We start from the raw sequence: 20,681 nt of genomic DNA on the forward strand, positions 1-20,681 counted from the left end.
ACAGGTGTTCATTGATCAAATAGATAGTGGAAATTATAACTATAGATCTGATCAATGACCGAGCGATTGCGCCCAATCCAGGCAGAACGGCTTGCCCGCGAACTGGACTGGAACCTGCTGAGAACCTTTATCGTGCTGGCCCAATCGGGCAGCGTGACGAGGGCGGCCGACCGGCTGCGCCTCAAACAACCGACCGTTTCCAGCGCGCTGAAGCGGCTGGAGGACCGGTTGGGGCGCAAGCTCATCAACCGCAAGCCGGGCCAGTTCGAGCTGACGGAAGCCGGTCAACTGCTGCTGAAGGAAGCTATCGAGATCCAGGGATCCATCCTGCGGCTTGGAACCCTGATGCGCGACGTTACCGACGAGATCCGCGGCCATGTGGAGATCGCCATGGCCAGTCACGTGGTCTCGCCACTTTATGACGATACCTTGCGGGCCTTTCACGAACGCCATCCGGCGGCAACGCTGACCGTCAATGTGTCCGCCAGCAAGGATGCTCTGGAGGCGGTAACCTCGCGCAGGGCGTCTCTAGCTGTCTGCCTGGTGCGCGAACGCAACCCGAAGCTTGAATATCTGCGCCTTTTTCGGGAGTTCTTCGGCCTGTTCTGCGGTCCACCCCATCCGCTTTTCGGCAAGACGAACCTGACGAAGGCCGATCTTGCGGGGCAATCTTCGGTCAGTTTCGTGACCGACCGGCTGGAAGATGCACTCCGTCCGGTCACCTTGATGCGCGCGGAAGCCGATCTGGAAGACAGGGTTGTCGGCACTTCGGCCAATCTCGAAGAAGTGCGGCGTATGATCATCGCAGGGCTGGGCATCGGCCCCCTGCCTGTCCATGTCGCCAAGCGGGACATCCGCGATGGGCTATTGTGGCAGTTACCGCCCTATGACGCGCTGCCGGAGATCGACGTTCATGTGGTCTGGAATCCGAAGGCGAAACTGAACCGGGCCGAACAGGCCTTGCTCGACATGCTGCTTGAAAAGATCCGGGAGACACCGATCGAGAAACGGACGTACCGCTGAAGCGCCTCGCAGCGTGCCTGCGTCCCGGCCGAAACCGTGACGACGAGGCTGGAATGCCACCAGCGGGACGTTGCAATCCCCCTTCATTTTTGCAAAACTTTCATAGTTTTACGGAACAGTGGCGGTCAACGCCGACCGGGCTGAAAGGGTTAAAAGATGAATAGTGGACCGCTCGCCTGGAAATACCTGTTCCTCGCGCTCATGGCAGTTGCCCTGTTTCAGTCGCCGGCCACCGCGGCGGACGACTTCTTCCAGGGCGGCTGGACCTTGCAGCGGGACGCCTCGTCCCTCCGGTTCCAGTCGGTGAAAAACCTCACCATCGTGGAATCCAGCTCTTTCGCCGAATTTGAAGGCGGCATAGACGAAACCGGTACCGCCAGGGTTCGCATCTATCTGGACTCGATCGATACGAAAATCGACCTCAGAAACGTGCGCATGCGGTTTTTGTTCTTCGAAACGTTCGAATTCCCCGAGGCGGTGATCACCACGCAAATCGATGCGTCGGCTCTGGCCGACCTGCCAACCGTCAAACGCAAGATCATACCGCTTGATTTCAAGCTGGATCTGCACGGTGTTTCCAAGACCTTCCAGTCCGATGTTGCCGTGACCTACCTGAGCGAGGATCTGGTTGCCGTTTCGAGCACTGCGCCGGTTTCCGTTGCAGCGTCTGACTTCAACCTTGGCGGCGGCATCAAGAAACTCGAGGAAGCTGCCGGTGTGGTGATCGTGCCTTCGGCTACTGTTTCCTTCGATTTTGTCTTCGCGCGCAAAACCGCTGAACCGGCTCAGAGCGTTTCGACGGATGCGGCACCACAAATCACAGCTTCTCAATTGGCGGCGAGCACCGCGCTGGAACCGGAAGGCAACCTGGACAGCGAAGCCTGTACCGGCCGGTTCGAGATCCTGTCCCGCACGGACAATATTTATTTTCCAAGTGGAAGTTCACAGCTTGACCCACGAAGCGAACCGCTGTTGAACAGCCTCGTTGACATCATCTCAAGATGCCCGGGACTGGTCATCGAAGTCGGCGGCCATACGGACAGTGACGGCAGCGATACATCGAACCAGCTTCTGTCCGAACGCCGGGCGGGTGCGGTCAAACAATACCTTGTCTCGAAGAACATTCCCGAGAGCAGGATCAAGAGCGTCGGTTATGGTGAAAGCCGGCCCGTCGCAGCAAACACCTCTGCGGAAGGAAAGCGCCGCAACCGGCGGATAGAGTTTGTCGTTGTCGAATAAGCTTCTCATGCATCGCACTGCGATCGGTTTTCTTCTGGCGCTGACAGTCAGCCTTGGCATGCTCATGAACAGGGCACAGGCGGAAGCGCGACTGGCGCTTGTGGTCGGCAACGGCAACTACACCGAGGTCATGCCGCTGGACAATCCGGTCAACGATGCCGAGCTGATGGCCGACACGCTGCGCAAGGTCGGCTTTGACGTAACGCTCGTCACGGACTCCAGCCAGCACGAAATGATCACGGCGATCTCACGGTTCGGCAGTCGTTTGCGGGCGGCCGGTGAGGACGCGACCGGGCTTTTCTATTATGCCGGTCACGGTGTGCAGTCCTTCGGTACGAACTTTCTGCTTCCGGTCGACATTGAGCTTCAGGACGCTGCCGACCTAAGCCTTGTCGGCGTTCCGGCCCAGGCCGTTCTGCGGCAGATGTTTTCGGCGCGCAACCGGACCAATATCGTCATTCTGGATGCCTGCCGCAACAACCCGTTCGTTGCGATCCCGGACCTGAGCGACAACGGCCTTGCGGAAATGAAAGCGCCCCGAGGCACCTTCCTGGCCTATTCGACAGCCCCCGGCGATATTGCCCTTGATGGCGCCGGTGGCAACAGCCCGTTCACCGAAGCGCTGGCGCGGCACCTGCCGACACCCGGAATGTCCGTTGAAACCCTTTTCAGAGAAGTGCGGATCGACGTTCTGAAGGATACCGGCAACCAGCAGACGCCCTGGGATACGTCCTCCCTTACCGTCGATTTTCAGTTCGTTCCTGCCAAGGCCCCTTCCGCGGAAGAAGTCGAGCTTCGCCAGATATGGGACACGGTCAAGCTCAGCCAGGATCCCTTGCAGGTGCTCTTGTTCCTGCGCGCGCACCCGGACAGTCGCTATGCCGGAGAAGCCAGAGAACTCCTGACGGTTCTGATGGAGAAAGAGGCACAGCCCGTGGTATCGGCAGAGGCTCCGCCGCAACCGGCTTCCGAGCCTGCCGCCCCCCAGACAAGCGAGCGCGACATGATCGAAACAGCGCGCCGCGAGGGAACGGCAAGTGCCTATCAGACCTATCTGGATGCCTATCCAAACGGGGCGTTTACAGAACTGGCGCGCCTGGAACTGCAGACGATCCTGAACAAGGAGCAGAGCGCCGATCCGGTTACCAATCAGCCACCGCCCGAAGAAGCGCCCGTGGCCGTCCAACAGCCCTCAACTGACCAGGATCAGAAAGGTCCGCCCGCGGTCATCGCGTTCAATGCGCCGCTCGCCATGGGCGATCCGGACATTGCCAGCCGCAGTATTTCGGAACTGATCACAGGATCACCTAAATATCCGCCGATCGAAGGCCTGCCGGAGGCTGTCTGGAAGGACAAGACCTGCGCTGCGTGCCATCACTGGGAACAGGCCAACCTGTGCGACCAGGCCAAGACCTATGTCGCTGACAAGTCCCGCGCCGTGGCGAAGGAACACCCCTATGGTGGCGCCTTCAAGAATGCCTTGCGGCTCTGGGCCGAACAGGGATGTCCCTGAGCTCAGCGCCGGTTTCTTTTTCGCAGGACCCGCTATTCTTTCAGCCCCGGTCAAACCGGTCTGGAGATCACCGCATAATCCGCATAGCCAGCGTAAAGACGGTGGAATGACAGCAGCGCGCCGTTCTTGGCGGCAAGACCTCTCAGCTCGTCTTCCAGACTTGCGCGCGGAGACACGTGGAAGGATTTCAGCCAGGCAAACAGCAGGCGCTTGAACCAGCAAGGCATCCGCTCCTGCTGACCGAAATCAACGACATGAATACGTCCGTCCGGCGCCAGCCGGGCAGCACCTGCCGCCAATGCTTCACGCCAGATCGGGATCATGGACAACGTGTAGGAATAGAACACCCGATCAAAAGCCGGCACGCCCAGTCCTTCCGTTACAGCGGGATTGGCGGCATCGCCTTCCACAAGCCTGATCCGCTCCGTCAGGCCAGCCTTGTCGATGTTCTTCTGCGCGGTTTCGAGCATGTTCCTGGAAATGTCGACACCGAAGAAGCGCACGTCCGGATAAGCCTTTGCGGCCGCGATTAGGTTCCGGCCCGTGCCGCAGCCGAGTTCCAGAACAGTGCCACCTCGCGGAGGCTGGAGATCACGGATCAGCCTGTCACGCCCAAGCAGATAGAACTTGCGGGTGAGGTCGTAAAAATGGCGCTGATGGCGATAGACGGCGTCCATCAGCCGGGCCGTTTCGACAGCTTGAGTCATGATGCTCGTTTTCCGTCCCGAGACCGGCCAATCTAACCGTTGAACACATAGAGGTGGAAGCCACCATAGATGGAAGAACGGTCCTGACGGCCGAGTTCCAGGCTTTCCTCTTCCTCATAGGTCCAGCGATCCAGAATCCGGTCGGCGACGCAGCCCGGCAGCAAGGTCGGCTCAGCAGCCGTGCGGAAGATGACCCGGGCGCCCGGGCGGGCGGTGCGGGTGATTTCGGCCCAGAGGGCGTTGAGCTGATGATCGGTCATCCAGTCCTGAGCGTCGAGCAACACGTAGGCATCGAGCGTGTCGTCCTGAACCGACTGGAGATGCTCGGTGAAATTCCGGTTGAGCACGCGGACACGGCCGGCACGCTGACGGATTTCCTCGAAGTGTTCCCGCTTCAGATAGGGCGGCAAGGGCCCTGCGGGACCTGTGCTGTCCTGACCACCGGGGGCATAGCCCCGGCCAAAAGCCTGCCAGGCAAAATAGTTGTCCTGCATGGAAAAGTCGCAAGCCAGCTTCTCGAGCCGCTGGCGCAGAACCGCGGACATGTCGCCCTCGGCACTGGCAGAGACCAGCGCATCATATTGCGCCGGGGGAATGCCGAGGCCGTAGAGAGACATCTTCTTCGACGTTGCCCAGCGTACCAGACGCTTGTCGAACAGCGGCGCCAGCGCGGTATCAAAGAAGCTGCGCTGCTCTTCCAGCGACTTGGTCTTGACCATGTATTTCGGGTCGATGCCATAGAGCTTCGCGATCAGGTGCCCGGCACCGATGCAGTAACCCAGCAGGCCGTGGTGATAGAGATCGCGCGAGAACAGCGTGATCCGCTTGCGGCCCCAGTTGGCCATGTCGCGGCCTTCCCAGTAGGCGACCGTTTCCGGATCGAGCTTGTCCTTCAGGAAGCGCTGATAGGCAGCCACATTGGCCTTTTCATCGGCTTCACCGAAGAACCTGTAGAAAATCTCGTAATTCGGCAGATGCTTGGCGGCCGCCAGCTTCAAGCGGCCCAGCGCAACATGTGCGCGGTTGAGATCGACTGCGGTGATTTCGGCCGGATTTGCCGTCAGGTAAGACATGACGTTGCAGCCGCCGGACGCAATGGCAATCATCCTGGAGTCCGGCGTCAGGCGCAGGGCCTTCATGTCGACGTCCGGATCTTCCCAGATCTGCGGATAGACAAGCCCCTTGAAGGCAAATGTGAACAGGCGCTCCAGAAAGCCGTCCTTGGAGGTTGCTTCAGACCGGTGAACCGCATTCTTGAGACGTTTCTTCGATGCGGTGAGCGTGCTCTGCGCCATGTCTTTCCCCCGAGTCACCTGCGCCAATAAACTGCCTTCCGATACGTGACGGATGCGACAGTTTGGTGACGTTTGCGGAGATTCGAGCCGTTATCCGGATAATAAAACCGGCCGTGAGCACCAGCCGATCCGTTCCTGACGCGCCTTCGGTTTGCCGGGATGGACCACCTGAAGCCCATCAGACGGAAAAGCCCCCGCCGAGGCGGGGGCCTGTCACTTGTCCAGCACGGTTGGGATATCTGAACCTAGCGGGTGATCACCACGAAGTCGGTGCCAAGACCCGTGTTGCGGGTGAAGTTGCGGTCCGTGACCGTCAGGGACGAGCCCGGGGTCAGCATTGTGGACACTTCAAGCGCCACTTTCCTGGACATCTCGATCCGGTCGAGAACATCGGTTGCCGAGCCACCACGCTCCCCTTCCGCGGAAACTGCGATCCAGTCAACGGACGTGTCGCCGGGCTTGAAATCCATCGCGGTGAAAACGTGCGTTCCGATTTCCTGATCGATATCCTTGATCGTGACCGGTGCGGAATAGACATCGCGGAATTTGCGGCGGATCCGCAAGGTGGCGTTCTGCGGTTCTTCGTAGCCGGCATCGGCATGAATGCGAACTTCCAGCGCATCGGTCAACTGACCGGTTACCGGCAGCTCGGCCCCTTCCTGATACAGGCTGATGGCGGCGCGGGTCTTGCGGCCCATGACACCGTCTTCCGGACCAGCGTTAAAACCCATCTGGTTGAGCAGTTGCTGCAGCACCTGAATACGGCTCGGCGCTTTCTGCGGCGTGATGATCATCCGAAGCGGCTGATCGAAATACGGATTTTCAGGCTGTACCGCCGGCAGATTGGCCTGCAGGGGCGCTTCCTGAATGGCCCCGCGCAGGGCCGGATCAGACGCGATGGTCTCGTCCGTCAGGCTTGCGACCTCGGTTTCCGGCACATAGGGCTGCGGCAGCACCGCGTGGTGGACACCCAGCGGGTTCGCGTCTCCCCTGGTGACAACAACATGCATGCCGCGCTCGGTCATGCTGTAAAGCGACTGCGCAAAGGCCTTGGGAAGACGAATGCAGCCGTGAGAGGCCGGATAGCCCGGCAGCCGGCCGACATGCAGGGCAATGCCTGACCAGGTCAGCCGCTGCATGAACGGCATCGGCGCATCATCATAGAGATTGGAAAAGTGCTTGCGCTTCTTTTCCAGAATGGAAAACACGCCAGTCGGTGTGCTGTGGCCGCGCTTTCCGGAAGAAATCGACGAAATCTCGATCAGATCCAGGCCGCGATAGACCTTGATCTTCTGTTCGTCCAGCGACACGAGCATATGCAACGGCGGCTCGCTTGCCACATCCGTCTCCGGAGCGGCGTCCCGCGCAAATGCCGACGACATCGCGGCGAAAGAAATAACTGCGGCTCCGGTCAGGTTCAGCAGCGCGCGCTTGCGCCTGCTCCGGCAATTCATTTCCATTGACAACATCCCTGAGCTCCCCAACGCAAATACCCATAAAGCTCGATTAAAACTGTACCCAATACCTGTGTAGATCGGGTTAGGAAACACGGTTACTTATTGGTTTCCTTCCACCTTTCAGCCGCAAAGTCGCACATTAGCCAGCTCGCGGCTGTTATTCACATCACATTTTTGTACAGTTAGCAGACGCAACGTGAACCCGGCCTGAACGGTGAAAACGGCCCATTCATGCCTCAGGTTCCCAGGAACGGCTTTTTTCAGGCTTTCAATGCATCGAGAAAACGGACGGCTTCACCGCGCGAGGGAGCTGCCAGTTCGCCGTCCCACATGACACGCTGTCCTCGAACAACGGTGCCAACCGGCCAGCCGGTGACATCCTTGCCGTCATAGGGCGTCCAGCCGCACTTGGAAGCAATCCACTCGTTGCGGATCGTTTCCTTGCGCTTCATGTCCACCACGGTGAAGTCGGCATCGTAGCCGACGGCGATCCGGCCCTTGCGCGCCGTCTGGAACAGACGAGCCGGCCCTGCGCTGGTCATGTCGACAAAGCGCGCCAGGCTGAGCCGGCCTGCATTGACGTGATCCAGCATGATCGGCACCAGCGTCTGCACGCCGGTCATGCCGGACGGCGAGGCCGGATAGGGCTTCTGTTTTTCTTCCAGCAGGTGCGGCGCATGATCGGAGCCGAAAATGTCAAGAATGCCTTGCTGCAAGGCCCACCACAGGCGCTCCGAGTGGCGCGGCGCGCGAACGGGCGGGTTCATCTGAACCAGCGTACCCAACCGATGGTAGGCTTCGTCCGTCAGGGTCAGATGGTGCGGGGTGACCTCGATGGAGGCAACGTCCTTGTGGTCGATCAGGAAATCGACCTCTTCCGCCGTCGACAGATGGAGAATGTGGATCTTGGCGCCGGTTTCGCGCGCAATGCCCACCAGTCGCTGGGTGCACTGGAGCGCTGCGACCTCATCGCGCCAGATCGGGTGAGAGCTCGGATCACCTTCAACCCGCTCTCCCTGACGTTCGCGCAGGCGGAACTCATCCTCGGAGTGGAAGGCTGCCCGGCGGCGGGTAGTGGACAGGATTTCCTTCACGCCCTTGTCGTCTTCCACCAGAAGATCACCGGTGGAGGAGCCCATGAAGACCTTGATGCCAGCGGCAGCCGGCAGGCGCTCCAGGTCGGGAATATCCTTGACGTTGTCCCGCGTGCCGCCAACCCAGAAGGCAAAATCGCAGTGCATGCGGTGATGTCCGCGCCGCACCTTGTCGGCAAGAGCTGATTCCGAGGTCGTCAGCGGATTGGTGTTCGGCATTTCAAACACCGCGGTGACACCGCCCATGACCGCAGCCCGGGACCCGGATTCCAGATCTTCCTTGTGGTCGAGACCTGGCTCGCGGAAATGCACCTGGGTGTCCATGACACCTGGAAGAACATGCAGGCCCGTACAATCGACCGTTTCGCCGGCCTGTGATGCGTCGAAGGAGCCGATGCCCGCAATCCGGCCATCGCGAACAGCAACATCACGCTGTCCTTCGCCATCCTGATTGACAACGGTTCCGCCCTTCAGGATCAGGTCATAGGTCGCGCTCATGTGGCTCCTCCGCGTAAAGTTGGGTCTATCGGCAGGTCGGTTCACCGGGCTTATACGCGGCCCGGCGACAAAGGGCCAGACAGGGGCCAGCAGATTCAGAACCTTGCCCACGGTGGACAAAGCGCCTATGTGCCAACCAAGTAAATCTGGCCAGACACTCTGTCTGAAACAGCCATCCTTTCCATGGAGCCTGCCGTGCCGACCTTGTCCTATGCCCCTCTGTCCGACCGCTCGCTGATCCGCGTTGGCGGTGCCGATGCACAGCACTTCCTGCAAAATCTGGTAACGGCAGATATCGACGGCATGACGGATGGCGGTGCTAGCGCAGGTGCCCTGCTGACGCCGCAGGGAAAGATCCTGTTCGATTTCCTGATTTACCGCCTGGAAGGCGGTTATCTGCTGGATGCGCCTTCGGCAACCGCTGCCGAGCTTCTGAAACGGCTGACTTTCTACCGGTTGCGGGCGAAGGTGGATCTGGAGCTGCTGCCGGAAGACGTTGGCGTGATTGCTCTCTGGGCTGACGGTTCGGACGCAGGCGAGGATCTGGAATGTAATGTGGAAGGCGCCCTTTCTGCCGTCACCGACCCACGGCTGCCCGCACTCGGCAGGCGCATTGCAGGTCCGGTCGCAGAGCTTGCCTCGAAGCTCCTGGCCACGGCCGAGGACCTTGCGGCCTATGACCGTCATCGCATTTCAAAGGGCGTACCCGAAGGCCTGAAGGACTACGACTACTCGGATATTTTCCCGCATGACGCCGACCTGGATCAGCTTGGCGGCGTTTCCTTTTCCAAGGGGTGTTATGTCGGGCAGGAAGTGGTTTCGCGCATGCACCACCGGGGCAACGCCCGCAAGCGGTTCGTTCAGATTGAAAGCAGCGCCGCGCTTCCGGAAAAAGGCACCGACATCACGGCCGGCGGCAAATCCGTCGGCGCCCTCGGCTCCAGCGCCCCGACTGACGATGGCGCTGTGGGCCTTGCGCTACTGCGCCTTGACAAGGTGGCCCAAGCCAAGGACAACGGCACCCCTCTGCAATGCGGTGACGCGGAGATTCTGGTAAAGCTGCCCGACTGGGCTTCCTTTTCCTTGCCGGAGCCGAGCACCGCGGACTGAAACCGCGAGACCCTTGAGAACCGATGGCCTCTGCCCGTACCGACCAGCCCCCGCGCGCCTGGCAGCGCATGTTGTCCGGCAGACGGCTCAATCTTCTGGACCCCTCGCCGCTCGACGTCGAGATTTCCGACATCGCTCACGGGCTTGCCCGTGTGGCCCGCTGGAACGGCCAGACCTACGGCAATCACGCCTTCTCGGTCGCTGAACATTCGCTGATCGTCGAGGATATCGCCTTGATGCTGAAGCCCGACCTGCCACCGCACTGGCGACTTGCGGTTCTGCTTCACGATGCGCCGGAGTATGTCATCGGCGACATGATTTCCCCGTTCAAATCCGTCATCGGCGAAGCCTACAAGGGGGTTGAAGCCCGTCTTCAGGCGGCCATTCACCTTCGGTTCGGCCTTCCGGCCGCCATACCCGTGGCCGTGAAAAAGCTCGCCAAGCGCGCGGACATCATCTGTGCCTATTTCGAGGCCGTGGAACTGGCCGGATTCGAGGAAACCGAAGCGGCGAAAATTTTCGGCAAACCGCGCGGCTTTCCTCTCGATGCCGATGGCAAATTGCGCTACGGCCTCGAGCCTTTGCCGGTGAAAACTGCACAAGAAATGTTCACGCAGCGCTTCGATGAGATCGAGGCCCTGCGTGAAGCTGGGAACAACCCGAAAAGCAGACATGCAAACGGGTGACCTTGTCAGCGAATGACCCTAGTTTAGTGGCAGATACGAAGAACCGGTTCTGCCATGCTGCACGTCTGCTCCCTGTCGAAACTACCTGAAACGGTGGCCACCACTGGTGCCAAATCCGTTATAACGCTGATCAATGCGGAAATGAACGTTCCGACCCCGGCCGGCGTTTTGCCGGAACGGCATCTGTCCCTTGCGTTCAACGACATTGTCAGCCCGGTACAGGGGCTGGTGCCCGCCAGCGAACGGCATGTGAAGGCCTTTCTCTCTTTCGTCAATTCCTGGGACCGGAAGGACCCGCTGGTCATCCATTGCTGGGCGGGAATCAGCCGCTCCACAGCCGGTGCCTATGTGGCGGCGTGTGCCCTCAATCCGGAGGCGGACGAACATCGCCTTGCGAAGATCCTGCGTGAACGCTCGCCCTCGGCCACGCCGAATGCACGCATTGTTGCCATTGGCGACAAGCTTCTCGGCCGCGACGGCCGCATGATCGATGCCATCCGGGGCATCGGCCGCGGCGCCAATGCCTTTGAAGGCACCCCCTTTGTCATGCCGATCGACTGACGGCCACCACGGAGACCCAATGCCCCACCGGCAAGCCAATATTGAAATCGGATTGAATGCCGTCATCGTATCGGTTGCCGGAGGCCTGCCTCAGATCGTCCATGTGAACGATGCGAAGCAGACCGGCAGGGGAACTGGCGCGGACACCGGGGCAAACGCACCGGGCGAGGCAACGCTCGACAGTCTGCCCTTTGGTCCGTTCGACCCGATCCACCACCGTACCTTCGAAATCGGCCTGCGTTCCTGGGTGGAAAACCAGACTGCGCTGAGACTGGGATATGTGGAACAGCTCTACACATTCGGCGACCGGGGCCGCCACCGGGTTTCAGGCGACGAAGGCCCGCACGTGGTTTCGGTCGGATATCTGGCATTGACCCGCCAGACCCCGGATTCGGAAAGCATGTTGTCGCGGCACGATTCAGCGTGGCGCTCCTGGTACGACTACTTTCCCTGGGAAGACTGGCGCACCGGACGGCCGGATGTCCTGGATCGGGACATCCTGCCCGCGCTCGACTTGTGGGCAAGCGAGCCGCCGCCCTCCGGTGAACCACCCAAACCGCTTGGCCGTCAGGAACGGGTCCGGCTGGCCTTTGGCACCGGTGGAACCTCCTGGGACGAAGAGCGGGCGCTGGAGCGGTTCGAGCTGCTTTATGAAGCAGGTCTCGTCGAGGAAGCCCGGACCGATGGACGGCCTGCGGCCCTGCGCCGCTCCAACCTGCCGTTTCTCGGCGCGTCGATGCGGTTTGACCATCGCCGAGTGCTGGCGACGGCCATTTCCCGGCTGCGCGGCAAACTGAAATATCGGCCGGTGATATTCGAACTGATGCCGGAAACCTTCACTCTCACCGAACTTCAGACGTCCGTCGAGGCCATATCCGGACGCCATCTGCACAAGCAGAACTTCCGCCGCCTGGTGGAAAATGCAGACCTTGTCGAACCGACCGGCGCCACGTCGACCGCCACCGGAGGCCGCCCTGCCGCCCTCTTCCGGTTCCGCCATCAATTGTTGAGCGAACGGCCCGCCCCCGGGCTTCGTGTCGGCGGTCGCTGACGGCTTTCTACGTTTTTTTTCCACGCCGTCATCAAAGTTAAGTCCTTCGTAATATTAACCATAACGCACCCTGTGAGCGCGAAAACTTCCACGAATTTCCGCGAATTCCAGTCTTATTAACGCTCTTTCAAGGTTAAGCGCACATCTTCAATTTCAGCGTCGTTGTTTACACAGCGTTCACGCTGTTCGTCCGGCGTTTCGGGACGATGTGTAACGAGTTGGAGTTGGCTGCGTATGTCTGGCCTTAAGTCCCGCAACGGAAAGCGGTTTTCTTCGAAAGTGACACAGGATTTTGGCCCGGTCCGCGCGCGTATGCGCCGGCTCAAATATGTGCTTGTTGCCTGCCCCCTGGTCTGGCTCGGTATCGGCGGTTCGGTGGGAAATCAGGACATCTTCTCGCTCGTAAATGCGCGCAAGGCTGAATCTCCACGCTGGATGATGTATCTTGAGCCTGCGAATTTCACCACGAAAATCGCGCCGCAACTGGCTCTCGGGACAACACCTGTACCGGACTACATCTCCTCACCGGTCCTGACGCTGAACTCCGCAGATGATGCCTTTGAAGCGCGGCCGCTTGTCGGTCTACAGGAAGTTGCGATGAGCGACCGACCGACCGAAATTCCCGACAAGATCCGAACCAACAGCACGGCCAAGAGCGACCGCTTGATCACGATGGCACCGGATCGCCAGATGGTCGACAGGGCCGCCGGCAATCTCTATTCCATGTCCAGCCTGATCTCGACGGAGAAGAAACACGAGGATCTGCCGCGCGTTGCCTTCGTCAAGGCACAGCCGCTCAATTCTCAGGAAACCAGCATGCTGGCCAGCCATGGCAAGGACGGTTTCCCGGAAGGCGGTCCGCTGGATCTGCAAAAGGTGATGATGGCGCGCAATGCCGCGGCTGCCAGCTTCTCGCTCGTGTCCGCTTATGCACCTGACAGCGTGAAGGAAACCAAGGAACCCTTTGACGCGCTGTTCGGCGCGGCCATGTATGAGCAGGAGCTGCCGCCACCGGAAGATCCTGAAAATCCCCACTGGTGGGCGCAGAAGCCGTTGCCCCTTTCCGTTGGAGACAAGAAAGAGCAGCGCTGTCTGGCCGAAGCCATCTATTTTGAAGCTCGCGGCGAAAGCGAAGACGGCCAGGTGGCCGTGGCGCAGGTCGTGCTGAACCGGGTCAAGAACCCGGCCTATCCGGACAGTATCTGCGGCGTCGTCTACCAGAACCGCCACAAGCGCAACCGCTGCCAGTTCTCCTTCGCCTGCGACGGCATCAAGGACCGGATTTCCAGCCCGGTTGCCTGGGCAACAGCGCAGAAGCTGGCAAGGCAAGTAACCGACGGCAAGCGCTATTCCAAGATGGTTGACGCCTCGACCCACTATCACGCGACCTACGTCAATCCGCGGTGGGCGAAATCCATGGCCAAACGCGGCCAGGTCGGCCTGCACATCTTCTACAAGACCTACGCAGGCGGCTGGAACTGATCCTGCCGCCCTTGGGCTTCTTCCACGGCCCTCTCCAGGCCGCCACTCCAAAGGCGTCCTCATCTGCGGCCCATCCTTCGAGACAGAGCGCTTCGCGCTTCCTCAGGATGAGGTTGAGGGGAGGCGAGCATAGATCAACATCTGCAAACACCCAACCTCATCCTGAGGAGGACCATCAGGTCCGTCTCGAAGGATGGGCCGCTCGTCCGGTCTTTTCGGTCTTCGTTCTGCTGTTCGCCCATGATGACTGCCCTGAATGACCTTCTTCAGAGCCGGCGCGAGTTTGGACGGCAGAGCAAGCCGGAAGGCCTACCCGCAAAGCACAATCCCGGCAAGCTTCTGGAGCGTGCCGGGTTATGCGCCTGGCCTCAAGCTGTAGCGAAGGTATCCTTGAACTGCTCGCGCAGGATGTTTTTCTGGACCTTGCCCATGGTGTTTCGCGGCAGGCTGTCGACCACGACGAGCTTTCGCGGATGCTTGAAACGGGCCAGAGATGTTCCGGCAACGGCCAGGATCGCGTCCAGATCCGGAGTTTGGCTGCCGTCCGGCACCACAAGGCCCAGCACCGTTTCACCGAAGTCCGAATGCGGCACGCCGATAACGGCACTTTCGCGCACGCCCGGTTGGGCATCCAGGATCAGTTCGATCTCTTTTGGGTAAATGTTGTAACCGCCTGAAATGATCAGGTCCTTGTTGCGCCCGACGATATGTACGTAGCCATCGGCATCGATCATCCCCAGATCGCCGGTGATGAAGAAGCCGTCCTCACGCAGTTCCGCAGCCGTCTTTTCCGGCATCTGCCAGTATCCCTTGAAGACGTTCGGCCCGCGCACCTCGATCTGGCCAACCGTTTCCGGCGGCAGCGTGTCGCCCGTGGCTGGATCCGTGATCTTCAGTTCAACGCCCGGCAGCGGAAAACCGACGGTTCCGGCACGGCGCTCGCCCTCATAGGGGTTGGAGGTGTTCATGTTGGTTTCGGTCATGCCGTAGCGTTCAAGGATGCGGTGGCCCGTCCGCTCCTCGAATTGCCGGTGCGTGTCGGCAAGCAGCGGCGCACTTCCGGAAATAAACAGCCGAATGCCCTCGGTAAGCTCGGCCGTAAAGCGCTCGTCCTGAAGCAAACGGGTGTAGAAGGTCGGCACGCCCATCATCGTCGTTGCCTTCGGCATCAGGCCGATCATGGCGTCGAGATCGAATTTGGGCAGGAACAGGATCGCGCCGCCAGCCACCAATGACACGTTGGTCGCAACGAAGAGACCATGCGTGTGGAAGATCGGCAAGGCATGCAGCAGAACGTCCTTGTCGGTAAAGCGCCAGAGATCTGCAAGGGTGGTGGCATTCGACAGGAGGTTGGCCTGCGTCAGCATCGCCCCCTTGGAGCGTCCGGTGGTGCCGGAGGTATAAAGGAACGCCGCCAGATCGTCCGGCGCGCGGTCTACGGTTTCAAACTCGGACAGTTTGCTCTTCGCCTGATCGGTCAGAGAACCGGTCCCGTCGGCGTTGAGCGTTTCGAGACGGGCACCGAGCCTGGAGGCGACGGGTTCCAGTATGGTTTTGCTGGAACCGTCGCAGACCACGGTGCGGGCACCACTGTTTTCGATAAAATAGCTGAGTTCATCGACGGTGTAGGCTGTGTTCAGTGGAAGAAACACGATGCCTGCCTGAGCACAGGCTGCATAAAGTGCCAATGCTGTGGCGGACTTTTCGACCTGGGCCGCCAGGCGGTCACCAGCCACCATGCCGTTCTCGGTCAGAACGTGGGCAATCTGCGCTGCACTTTCCAGAAACGCCGAATGGGTCAGGATGGAGCCGTCCTGAAAGATCAGAAAGGGAGTGGTCTTGCCGGCGTGCTTTCCGAAGAGTTGGTCGTAAAGTGGGTTTGTCATTTATGTGGCTCCTGGATCAGCAGGTGTTCCATCCAGCCTTGAAAGGCTAAAAAGCTGATCGATTCTATAGTGTTAGAGCTTATTAACCGCATTCAGTTCAACGCGGGAAGCTCCAAAGTGAAAGCTTTGTCTCCAGCGGCGCTGAGTGATTTGATTTCAGATGAGGCGGCGATTGTCTGTGACGAAGCGAACCTTTCATGGTTCTGCGTCACCTTCTCCAGGTCGTAGAGATAATTGACCATCACGCCCGCGGACTGCTTCAGCCCCTTGTCGGAAAGATCCGCGCCTGCGTGCACCTGATGGACAAGCGCACCGTTGCCGAGATGGAAGCGGGCAACCGGATCGAGCGGCAGACCGTCCTTGCGTTTTGCGGTCATCAGATAGCGCGCTGCAAGCTTTCGCAGGGTGTCCTCGTCGGCAGAGGCGTGGTCGATGCCTTCACTGTCCAGCCAGCGCACCAGCCCGGGGATCGGCGACAAGGTGACGAATGTCTTGAGCTTGGGCAGTTCCAGCGACAGATCGGCGGCCACCTGCTTGATCAGCGAGTTGCCGAAGGAAATACCGGCAAGGCCTGCCTGGCAGTTGGAGATCGAATAGAAGACAGCCGTGTCTGCCTTGTCCGGCTCGATCTGGGTCCGGTTTTCGGCAAGGAGACCCTGGATGGATCCTGGTATTCCCTTTGTCAGGGCCACTTCCACAAAGATCAGCGGTTCATCTGGCATCGCCGGATGCAGAAACGCAAAGCAGCGTCTGTCGACAGGCTCCAGCCGGCGGCGGAGATCGCTCCAGCTATCGATCGCGTGAACGGCCTCATAGGCGATGATCTTTTCCAGAAGCTGGGCCGGACTTTCCCAGTTGATCGGCCTCAGGACAAGAAAGCCGCGATTGAACCAGCTTGCAAACAGATGCCGGAAATCCAGATCAAGCGCCTGCAGGGCATCGTCGCCCTTGCTCAGCCGCAGCAGATCCTCGCGCATGCCGACCAGCAGCCGGGTTGCGTCGGGAACCTGATTGAGCCGCCGGATCAGCTCCTGCCGGGGCGGTTCGACCGCCTCCATGAACTCCCGGTAACTCGCTTTCGATTGTCCTTTTTCGTAAAGTTCCAGCGCTGAACGAACGGCGGCAACCGACACTGCCAGGCCTTCGGCGAGATACCGGAAGAAGCCACGCTTTTCCTCGTCGTTCAGCGCGCGGTACCGGCCCAGAATCTGCCGGGCAAGATTTTGCCCGGAGACTTCTCCTGTTGCACCGATCAGATCGTTGACGAGTGCTTCGAGCGGGCGGTCATCGGCCTTGTCCGCCCATTTCGGCAGGTATCGTCGTTCGAAAACGGTGGTGAGCAGGTCTGCCAGGAACATCAAAGCGCTTCTCCCATGACCACGTCCGGCAGCCAGGTGGCCAATTCCGGAAACAGGCAGAGAATGACGATCGCCAGGAACATGCAGGCCACGAATGGCAGCGATCCCGTGAGGATCGTCTTCAAGGAAATGTCAGGGGCAATGCCGTTGATCACGTAAAGGTTCAACCCGACCGGAGGGGAAATCAGGCCGATCTCCATGTTGATGGTCAGGATCACTGCGAACCAGATCGGATCGAAGCCCGCGGTGGTGATGATCGGCAACAGGATCGGCGCGGCCATCAGGATCACCGCAACCGGCGGCAGGAAGAAGCCGGCAATCAGCAGGAAGACGTTGATTGCCGCCATCAGGATCCAGCGGTTGACCGACAGGGTTCCGATCCATTCGGCAATGGCCTGGGTGATGAACAGCGACGACAGCATGTAGGAGAAGACGCCCGCTGCCGCGATGATGAAGAGGATCATCACGCTTTCCCGGGTGCTGTCGCGCAGCACGGTCCAGAGCAGCTTGGGGCTCCAGAGCCGATAGATGATGACCGCGATCACCAGGCACAGAAGAGCGCCGACCGCCGCCGTTTCAGACGGTGTGGCGATACCGCCGTACATGGCGTAGAGAACACCGAGGATGATGATCATGAAAGGCAGCACGCGCGGCAGGATCTCGAACTTTTCCGCCCAGGTATAGTTGCCCGCGCTAAGCACACTGGCATTGCCGCTGCGCCAGGTCGAATAGAGTGACCAGGCCATGAAAAGCCCCATCAGCATCAAGCCGGGAATGACGCCCGCCAGGAACAGACGGCCGATCGAGGTTTCCGTCGAAATACCATAGACGATCATGGTGACCGACGGCGGGATCAGGATGCCGAGCGTTCCGCCGGCGGCGATGGAGCCGGCGGCAACACCATCCGGATACCCGCGCTTGCGCATTTCCGGAATGCCCATCTTGCCGATGGCCGCACAGGTAGCCGGTGAAGACCCGGACATGGCGGCGAAAAGCGCACAGGCGCCGAGGTTTGAAACCACCAGCCCGCCAGGGACCCGCGTAAGCCAGCGTTCCAGCGCTTCGTACAGATCCGCCCCCGCCCGCGTCGAGGCGATGGACGCACCCATGATGATGAACATGGGGATCGACAGAAGCGCAAAGTTATCAAGTTTGCCGAACAGGATTTCCGGCATCAGTTCCAGAGACCGGAAACCATCGAATGCCAGCAGGAAGCCGGCGGAAACGATCAACAGACCGATGGCGACGGAAATGCCGGAGAAAAGGACAAGAATAGTGGCGACCGCAACCAGTGCGCCGAGCAGCAGGGGATCCATTATTTGTCCTCCAGGCCGAAGGGTTTGTCGATACCGGTGAGAACCGCATAAAGGTCAGCCATGAGCTGCAGCACCAGCAGCCCGATGCCGACAGGGATCGACAGATAAGGGATCCAGAGCCTGACGCCCCAGACTGTGTCGGAGGTCCAGCCTTTCGACCAGGCAAGGTACCAGAATTCGAAGCCGTAAAAGAGCATCATCGCCATGACCAGTATTGAAAGCGACAGCGTGATGCAGGCGAGCACGAAGCGGGCTCGCGGTGACAGCCACAGGGGAAACAGGTCGACGTTGACATGGCCCCTGAGCCGCTGAACGTACGGCAGGCCCACAAGGGTTGCGGCGATCACCAGATAGATGACGGTTTCAGTCTGCCAGACGGTGGAGGCATTGAGCACCAGCCGCACGAAGATCATCTGGCAGGTGACAACGACCGCGACAACGATCATTGCCGCCGAACACCAGCCGGCCACGGTCGAAATTGCAGCGACGAAGCGCAAGAAGGGATTGCTGCCGGCATGCGCTACCGCAGCCGTACTGTGGCCCGCCATGGGTCACTCCTTAGAAATGAGGTCCTTTGGAAAGGGTTCGGGGCGGGTTTCAGCCCGCCCCGCAAATTCAGACGCTTATTCTACGGACAATGCCAGATCGAGAAGCTGCTGACCGTTCGGGGTCTCCTCTACAAAGGCCTTGTAAGATGTTTCCTTGGCAAGAGCGCGCCAGGCATCGAAGTTCTCGGCGGTCATTTCCGCGATCTCGACACCGTTTTCACGGAAGACGTCAGCAGACACCGCATCTTCCTTCTTGGCTTCTTCCAGATAGAAAGCCTGCGCCTTTTCCGACGCTGCCAGAAGGGCTTTCTGCTGCTCTTCCGTCAGGCTGTCGAACTTGGCCTTGTTCATCAGGAGCGGCTGGTACATGAACCAGAGCGCATATTCGCCAGCCGGAGTGTAGCAGGCAACCTGCTCATAGATGCGGTAGCTGACAAAAGACGAGGACGAGGTGTTGACCGCATCCAGAACGCCCGATTGCATGGCGTTGTAAACTTCGGAAGATGCCATAGAGGCAATCGAGGCCCCGGCGCCTGCAAGCATCTGCTCGAAGGCCTTGCCGGCCGCGCGGGTCTGAAGGCCCGGCATGTCTTCCGGCTTGGTGATGCACTTGTCCTTGGCCGCAAAACCACCGGCCAGATAGCCGTGGACCAGCACCATCACGTCATCCTCGGCCATGATTTCCTCGATGGCCTCCATGAACGGGCTTTCGTTCATGCGGGCGGCATGGTCGTGGTTCTTCACCAGACCCGGCATCAGGGTCAGGTTGTAGGCAGGCTGCTGGCCACCGGCGTAGCTGAGCGGCAAAACGGTCATGTCCAGCAGGCCACGGCTCAGCGGCTTGTATTGCTCGCGGGCCTTCAGAAGCGACTGAGACGGGAAAATCTTGATGTCGAGATCGACATCGGCGGCCGCCACGTCGTCAGCCACCATCTGGGCGACCTTGTGGCGCACGTCGCCGGTCGACCACTGGTGAGACAGGCGCAGTTCGGTGGCATTGGCGGTGAGTGCGCTGGCGAAAAGCGCCACCGCGGCGACCGACGCTGAGAATTTGATGTTCATTATTTCCTCCCTGATGGTTCCGGAAGGGAACCGGAGATGGATCTTACCCCGAAGTGATGTTTTTCTGTCAAGGTATTTTGTATACAAGATTGACAATATTGCGCGCAAAAATGTCCTATGCTAAATCCCAACAATGGAAAGAAAACGATCGGACCGCATTGCCGATGCGCTGGAAGGGCTGATTTTCGACGGTACTTTCGCCGATGGCGACAGGCTGGACGAAGTTCAGCTCGCGAGCCGTTTTGCCGTTTCCAGAACGCCGATCAGGGAAGCCCTTCACAGGCTGTCCCAGTCCGGTCTGGTCGTTCAGATCCCCCGCCGCGGCGTCTTCGTTCGCCAGCCCGGCCCGGTGGAACTGATCGAGATGTTCGAAGTCATGGCGGAGCTGGAAGCGGTCAGCGCTCGCCTGGCTGCGGCGCGCATTTCAGAAACCGCCCTTGCCGAACTTCATGCAGCGAATGAGCGCTGCAAACATGCGGTCGAAGCGCAGGACACGGATGGCTATTATCTGGAAAACGAGCAGTTCCACGCCATCATCTACCGCCAGTCAGGCAATCGTTTTCTGGAGCAGGAATGCCTGCGCCTGCAGCGGCGGCTGCAGCCTTTCCGCCGGGTTCAGCTCCGCGTGCGCGGCCGCATGAAACAATCCATGGCCGAACATGAAGACGTGGTTGCCGCCATTGAAGCGGCCGATGGCGACCGGGCGGCGGCGGCCATTCGCCGGCACGTTTCCGTACAGGGCGAGAAATTCCACCACCTGATGGCAAGCCTGAAGCCCGCAGCCGAGTAAGTCCC

General features: G+C 59.9%; 18 protein-coding genes. 9 read left to right on the forward strand and 9 right to left on the reverse strand.

Going from position 1 to position 20,681, the window contains the following annotated elements; genetic code table 11:
• Nucleotides 1-54: 54 nt before the first annotated feature.
• From V1T76_RS02050 to V1T76_RS02060, 3 genes are all read left to right on the forward strand, one after another.
• On the forward strand, nt 55-1,023 hold the full coding sequence (locus V1T76_RS02050) for a LysR family transcriptional regulator (protein WP_330558956.1): 969 nt from the start codon (nt 55-57) through the stop codon (nt 1,021-1,023).
• Between the two features lie 156 nt (nt 1,024-1,179).
• The gene (locus V1T76_RS02055) at nt 1,180-2,262 is read left to right on the forward strand and encodes an OmpA family protein (protein WP_330558957.1); all 1,083 of its coding nucleotides are present in this window, start codon (nt 1,180-1,182) and stop codon (nt 2,260-2,262) included.
• A gap of 7 nt (nt 2,263-2,269) precedes the next feature.
• Nucleotides 2,270-3,775, forward strand: a complete 1,506-nt coding sequence (locus V1T76_RS02060) for a caspase family protein (RefSeq protein WP_330558958.1) — start codon at nt 2,270-2,272, stop codon at nt 3,773-3,775.
• 50 nt (nt 3,776-3,825) lie between these two features.
• Here the strand turns inward: V1T76_RS02060 and V1T76_RS02065 are convergent, their stop codons facing one another.
• From V1T76_RS02065 to V1T76_RS02080, 4 genes are all read right to left on the reverse strand, one after another.
• Nucleotides 3,826-4,482 (reverse strand): SAM-dependent methyltransferase, encoded by a 657-nt coding sequence (locus tag V1T76_RS02065; protein WP_330558959.1) that lies wholly within the window; start codon nt 4,480-4,482, stop codon nt 3,826-3,828.
• Nucleotides 4,483-4,514: 32 nt separating this feature from the next.
• Nucleotides 4,515-5,777, reverse strand: a complete 1,263-nt coding sequence (locus tag V1T76_RS02070; protein WP_330558960.1) for a DUF3419 family protein — start codon at nt 5,775-5,777, stop codon at nt 4,515-4,517.
• Between the two features lie 245 nt (nt 5,778-6,022).
• The gene (locus tag V1T76_RS02075) at nt 6,023-7,237 is read right to left on the reverse strand and encodes a L,D-transpeptidase (RefSeq protein ID WP_330558961.1); all 1,215 of its coding nucleotides are present in this window, start codon (nt 7,235-7,237) and stop codon (nt 6,023-6,025) included.
• Nucleotides 7,238-7,494: 257 nt separating this feature from the next.
• Nucleotides 7,495-8,826 (reverse strand): dihydroorotase, encoded by a 1,332-nt coding sequence (locus V1T76_RS02080; RefSeq protein WP_330558962.1) that lies wholly within the window; start codon nt 8,824-8,826, stop codon nt 7,495-7,497.
• A gap of 195 nt (nt 8,827-9,021) precedes the next feature.
• On the opposite strand from V1T76_RS02080, the gene ygfZ reads away from it, so the two are divergent.
• The 5 genes from ygfZ to V1T76_RS02105 all read left to right on the forward strand — a co-directional run bounded on the left by ygfZ (nt 9,022) and on the right by V1T76_RS02105 (nt 13,716).
• Nucleotides 9,022-9,936, forward strand: coding sequence for a CAF17-like 4Fe-4S cluster assembly/insertion protein YgfZ (gene ygfZ, locus V1T76_RS02085; RefSeq protein ID WP_330558963.1), 915 nt, complete (start codon nt 9,022-9,024; stop codon nt 9,934-9,936).
• A 23-nt stretch (nt 9,937-9,959) separates the two neighbouring features.
• On the forward strand, nt 9,960-10,622 hold the full coding sequence (locus V1T76_RS02090) for an HD family hydrolase (protein ID WP_330558964.1): 663 nt from the start codon (nt 9,960-9,962) through the stop codon (nt 10,620-10,622).
• Between the two features lie 54 nt (nt 10,623-10,676).
• Nucleotides 10,677-11,183: a tyrosine phosphatase family protein gene (locus tag V1T76_RS02095; protein ID WP_330558965.1), complete on the forward strand. Its 507-nt coding sequence runs from the start codon at nt 10,677-10,679 to the stop codon at nt 11,181-11,183.
• A 19-nt stretch (nt 11,184-11,202) separates the two neighbouring features.
• The gene (locus tag V1T76_RS02100; protein WP_330558966.1) at nt 11,203-12,234 is read left to right on the forward strand and encodes an NUDIX hydrolase; all 1,032 of its coding nucleotides are present in this window, start codon (nt 11,203-11,205) and stop codon (nt 12,232-12,234) included.
• 234 nt (nt 12,235-12,468) lie between these two features.
• The gene (locus V1T76_RS02105) at nt 12,469-13,716 is read left to right on the forward strand and encodes a cell wall hydrolase (protein ID WP_330558967.1); all 1,248 of its coding nucleotides are present in this window, start codon (nt 12,469-12,471) and stop codon (nt 13,714-13,716) included.
• Nucleotides 13,717-14,084: 368 nt separating this feature from the next.
• On the opposite strand, the gene V1T76_RS02110 is transcribed toward V1T76_RS02105, so the two are convergent.
• The 5 genes from V1T76_RS02110 to dctP form a co-directional block, all read right to left on the reverse strand.
• Nucleotides 14,085-15,602, reverse strand: a complete 1,518-nt coding sequence (locus tag V1T76_RS02110) for a malonate--CoA ligase (RefSeq protein WP_330558968.1) — start codon at nt 15,600-15,602, stop codon at nt 14,085-14,087.
• A 92-nt stretch (nt 15,603-15,694) separates the two neighbouring features.
• Entirely contained in the window at nt 15,695-16,960 is a 1,266-nt protein-coding gene (locus tag V1T76_RS02115) for a malonyl-CoA decarboxylase (RefSeq protein WP_330558969.1), read from the reverse strand.
• Nucleotides 16,960-18,276 carry a TRAP transporter large permease gene (locus V1T76_RS02120; RefSeq protein ID WP_330558970.1) on the reverse strand — a complete coding sequence of 439 codons (1,317 nt, stop codon included), beginning with the start codon at nt 18,274-18,276 and terminating at the stop codon, nt 16,960-16,962. Before V1T76_RS02120 ends, V1T76_RS02115 begins: the two co-directional genes overlap by 1 nt.
• The gene (locus V1T76_RS02125) at nt 18,276-18,824 is read right to left on the reverse strand and encodes a TRAP transporter small permease (protein ID WP_330558971.1); all 549 of its coding nucleotides are present in this window, start codon (nt 18,822-18,824) and stop codon (nt 18,276-18,278) included. The genes V1T76_RS02120 and V1T76_RS02125 overlap by 1 nt, the downstream gene beginning before the upstream one ends.
• Nucleotides 18,825-18,899: 75 nt before the next feature.
• Complete coding sequence (gene dctP, locus V1T76_RS02130; RefSeq protein WP_330558972.1) at nt 18,900-19,886, reverse strand: TRAP transporter substrate-binding protein DctP; 987 nt, start codon at nt 19,884-19,886, stop codon at nt 18,900-18,902.
• Between the two features lie 133 nt (nt 19,887-20,019).
• On the opposite strand from dctP, the gene V1T76_RS02135 reads away from it, so the two are divergent.
• A complete protein-coding gene (locus V1T76_RS02135; RefSeq protein ID WP_330558973.1) occupies nt 20,020-20,676 on the forward strand; it encodes a GntR family transcriptional regulator in 657 nt (218 codons plus the stop codon).
• The last annotated feature ends 5 nt before the right edge of the window (nt 20,677-20,681 follow it).

Source organism: Roseibium sp. FZY0029 (genome assembly GCF_036350355.1).
In the GTDB taxonomy this organism is placed as follows: Bacteria; Pseudomonadota; Alphaproteobacteria; order Rhizobiales; family Stappiaceae; genus Roseibium.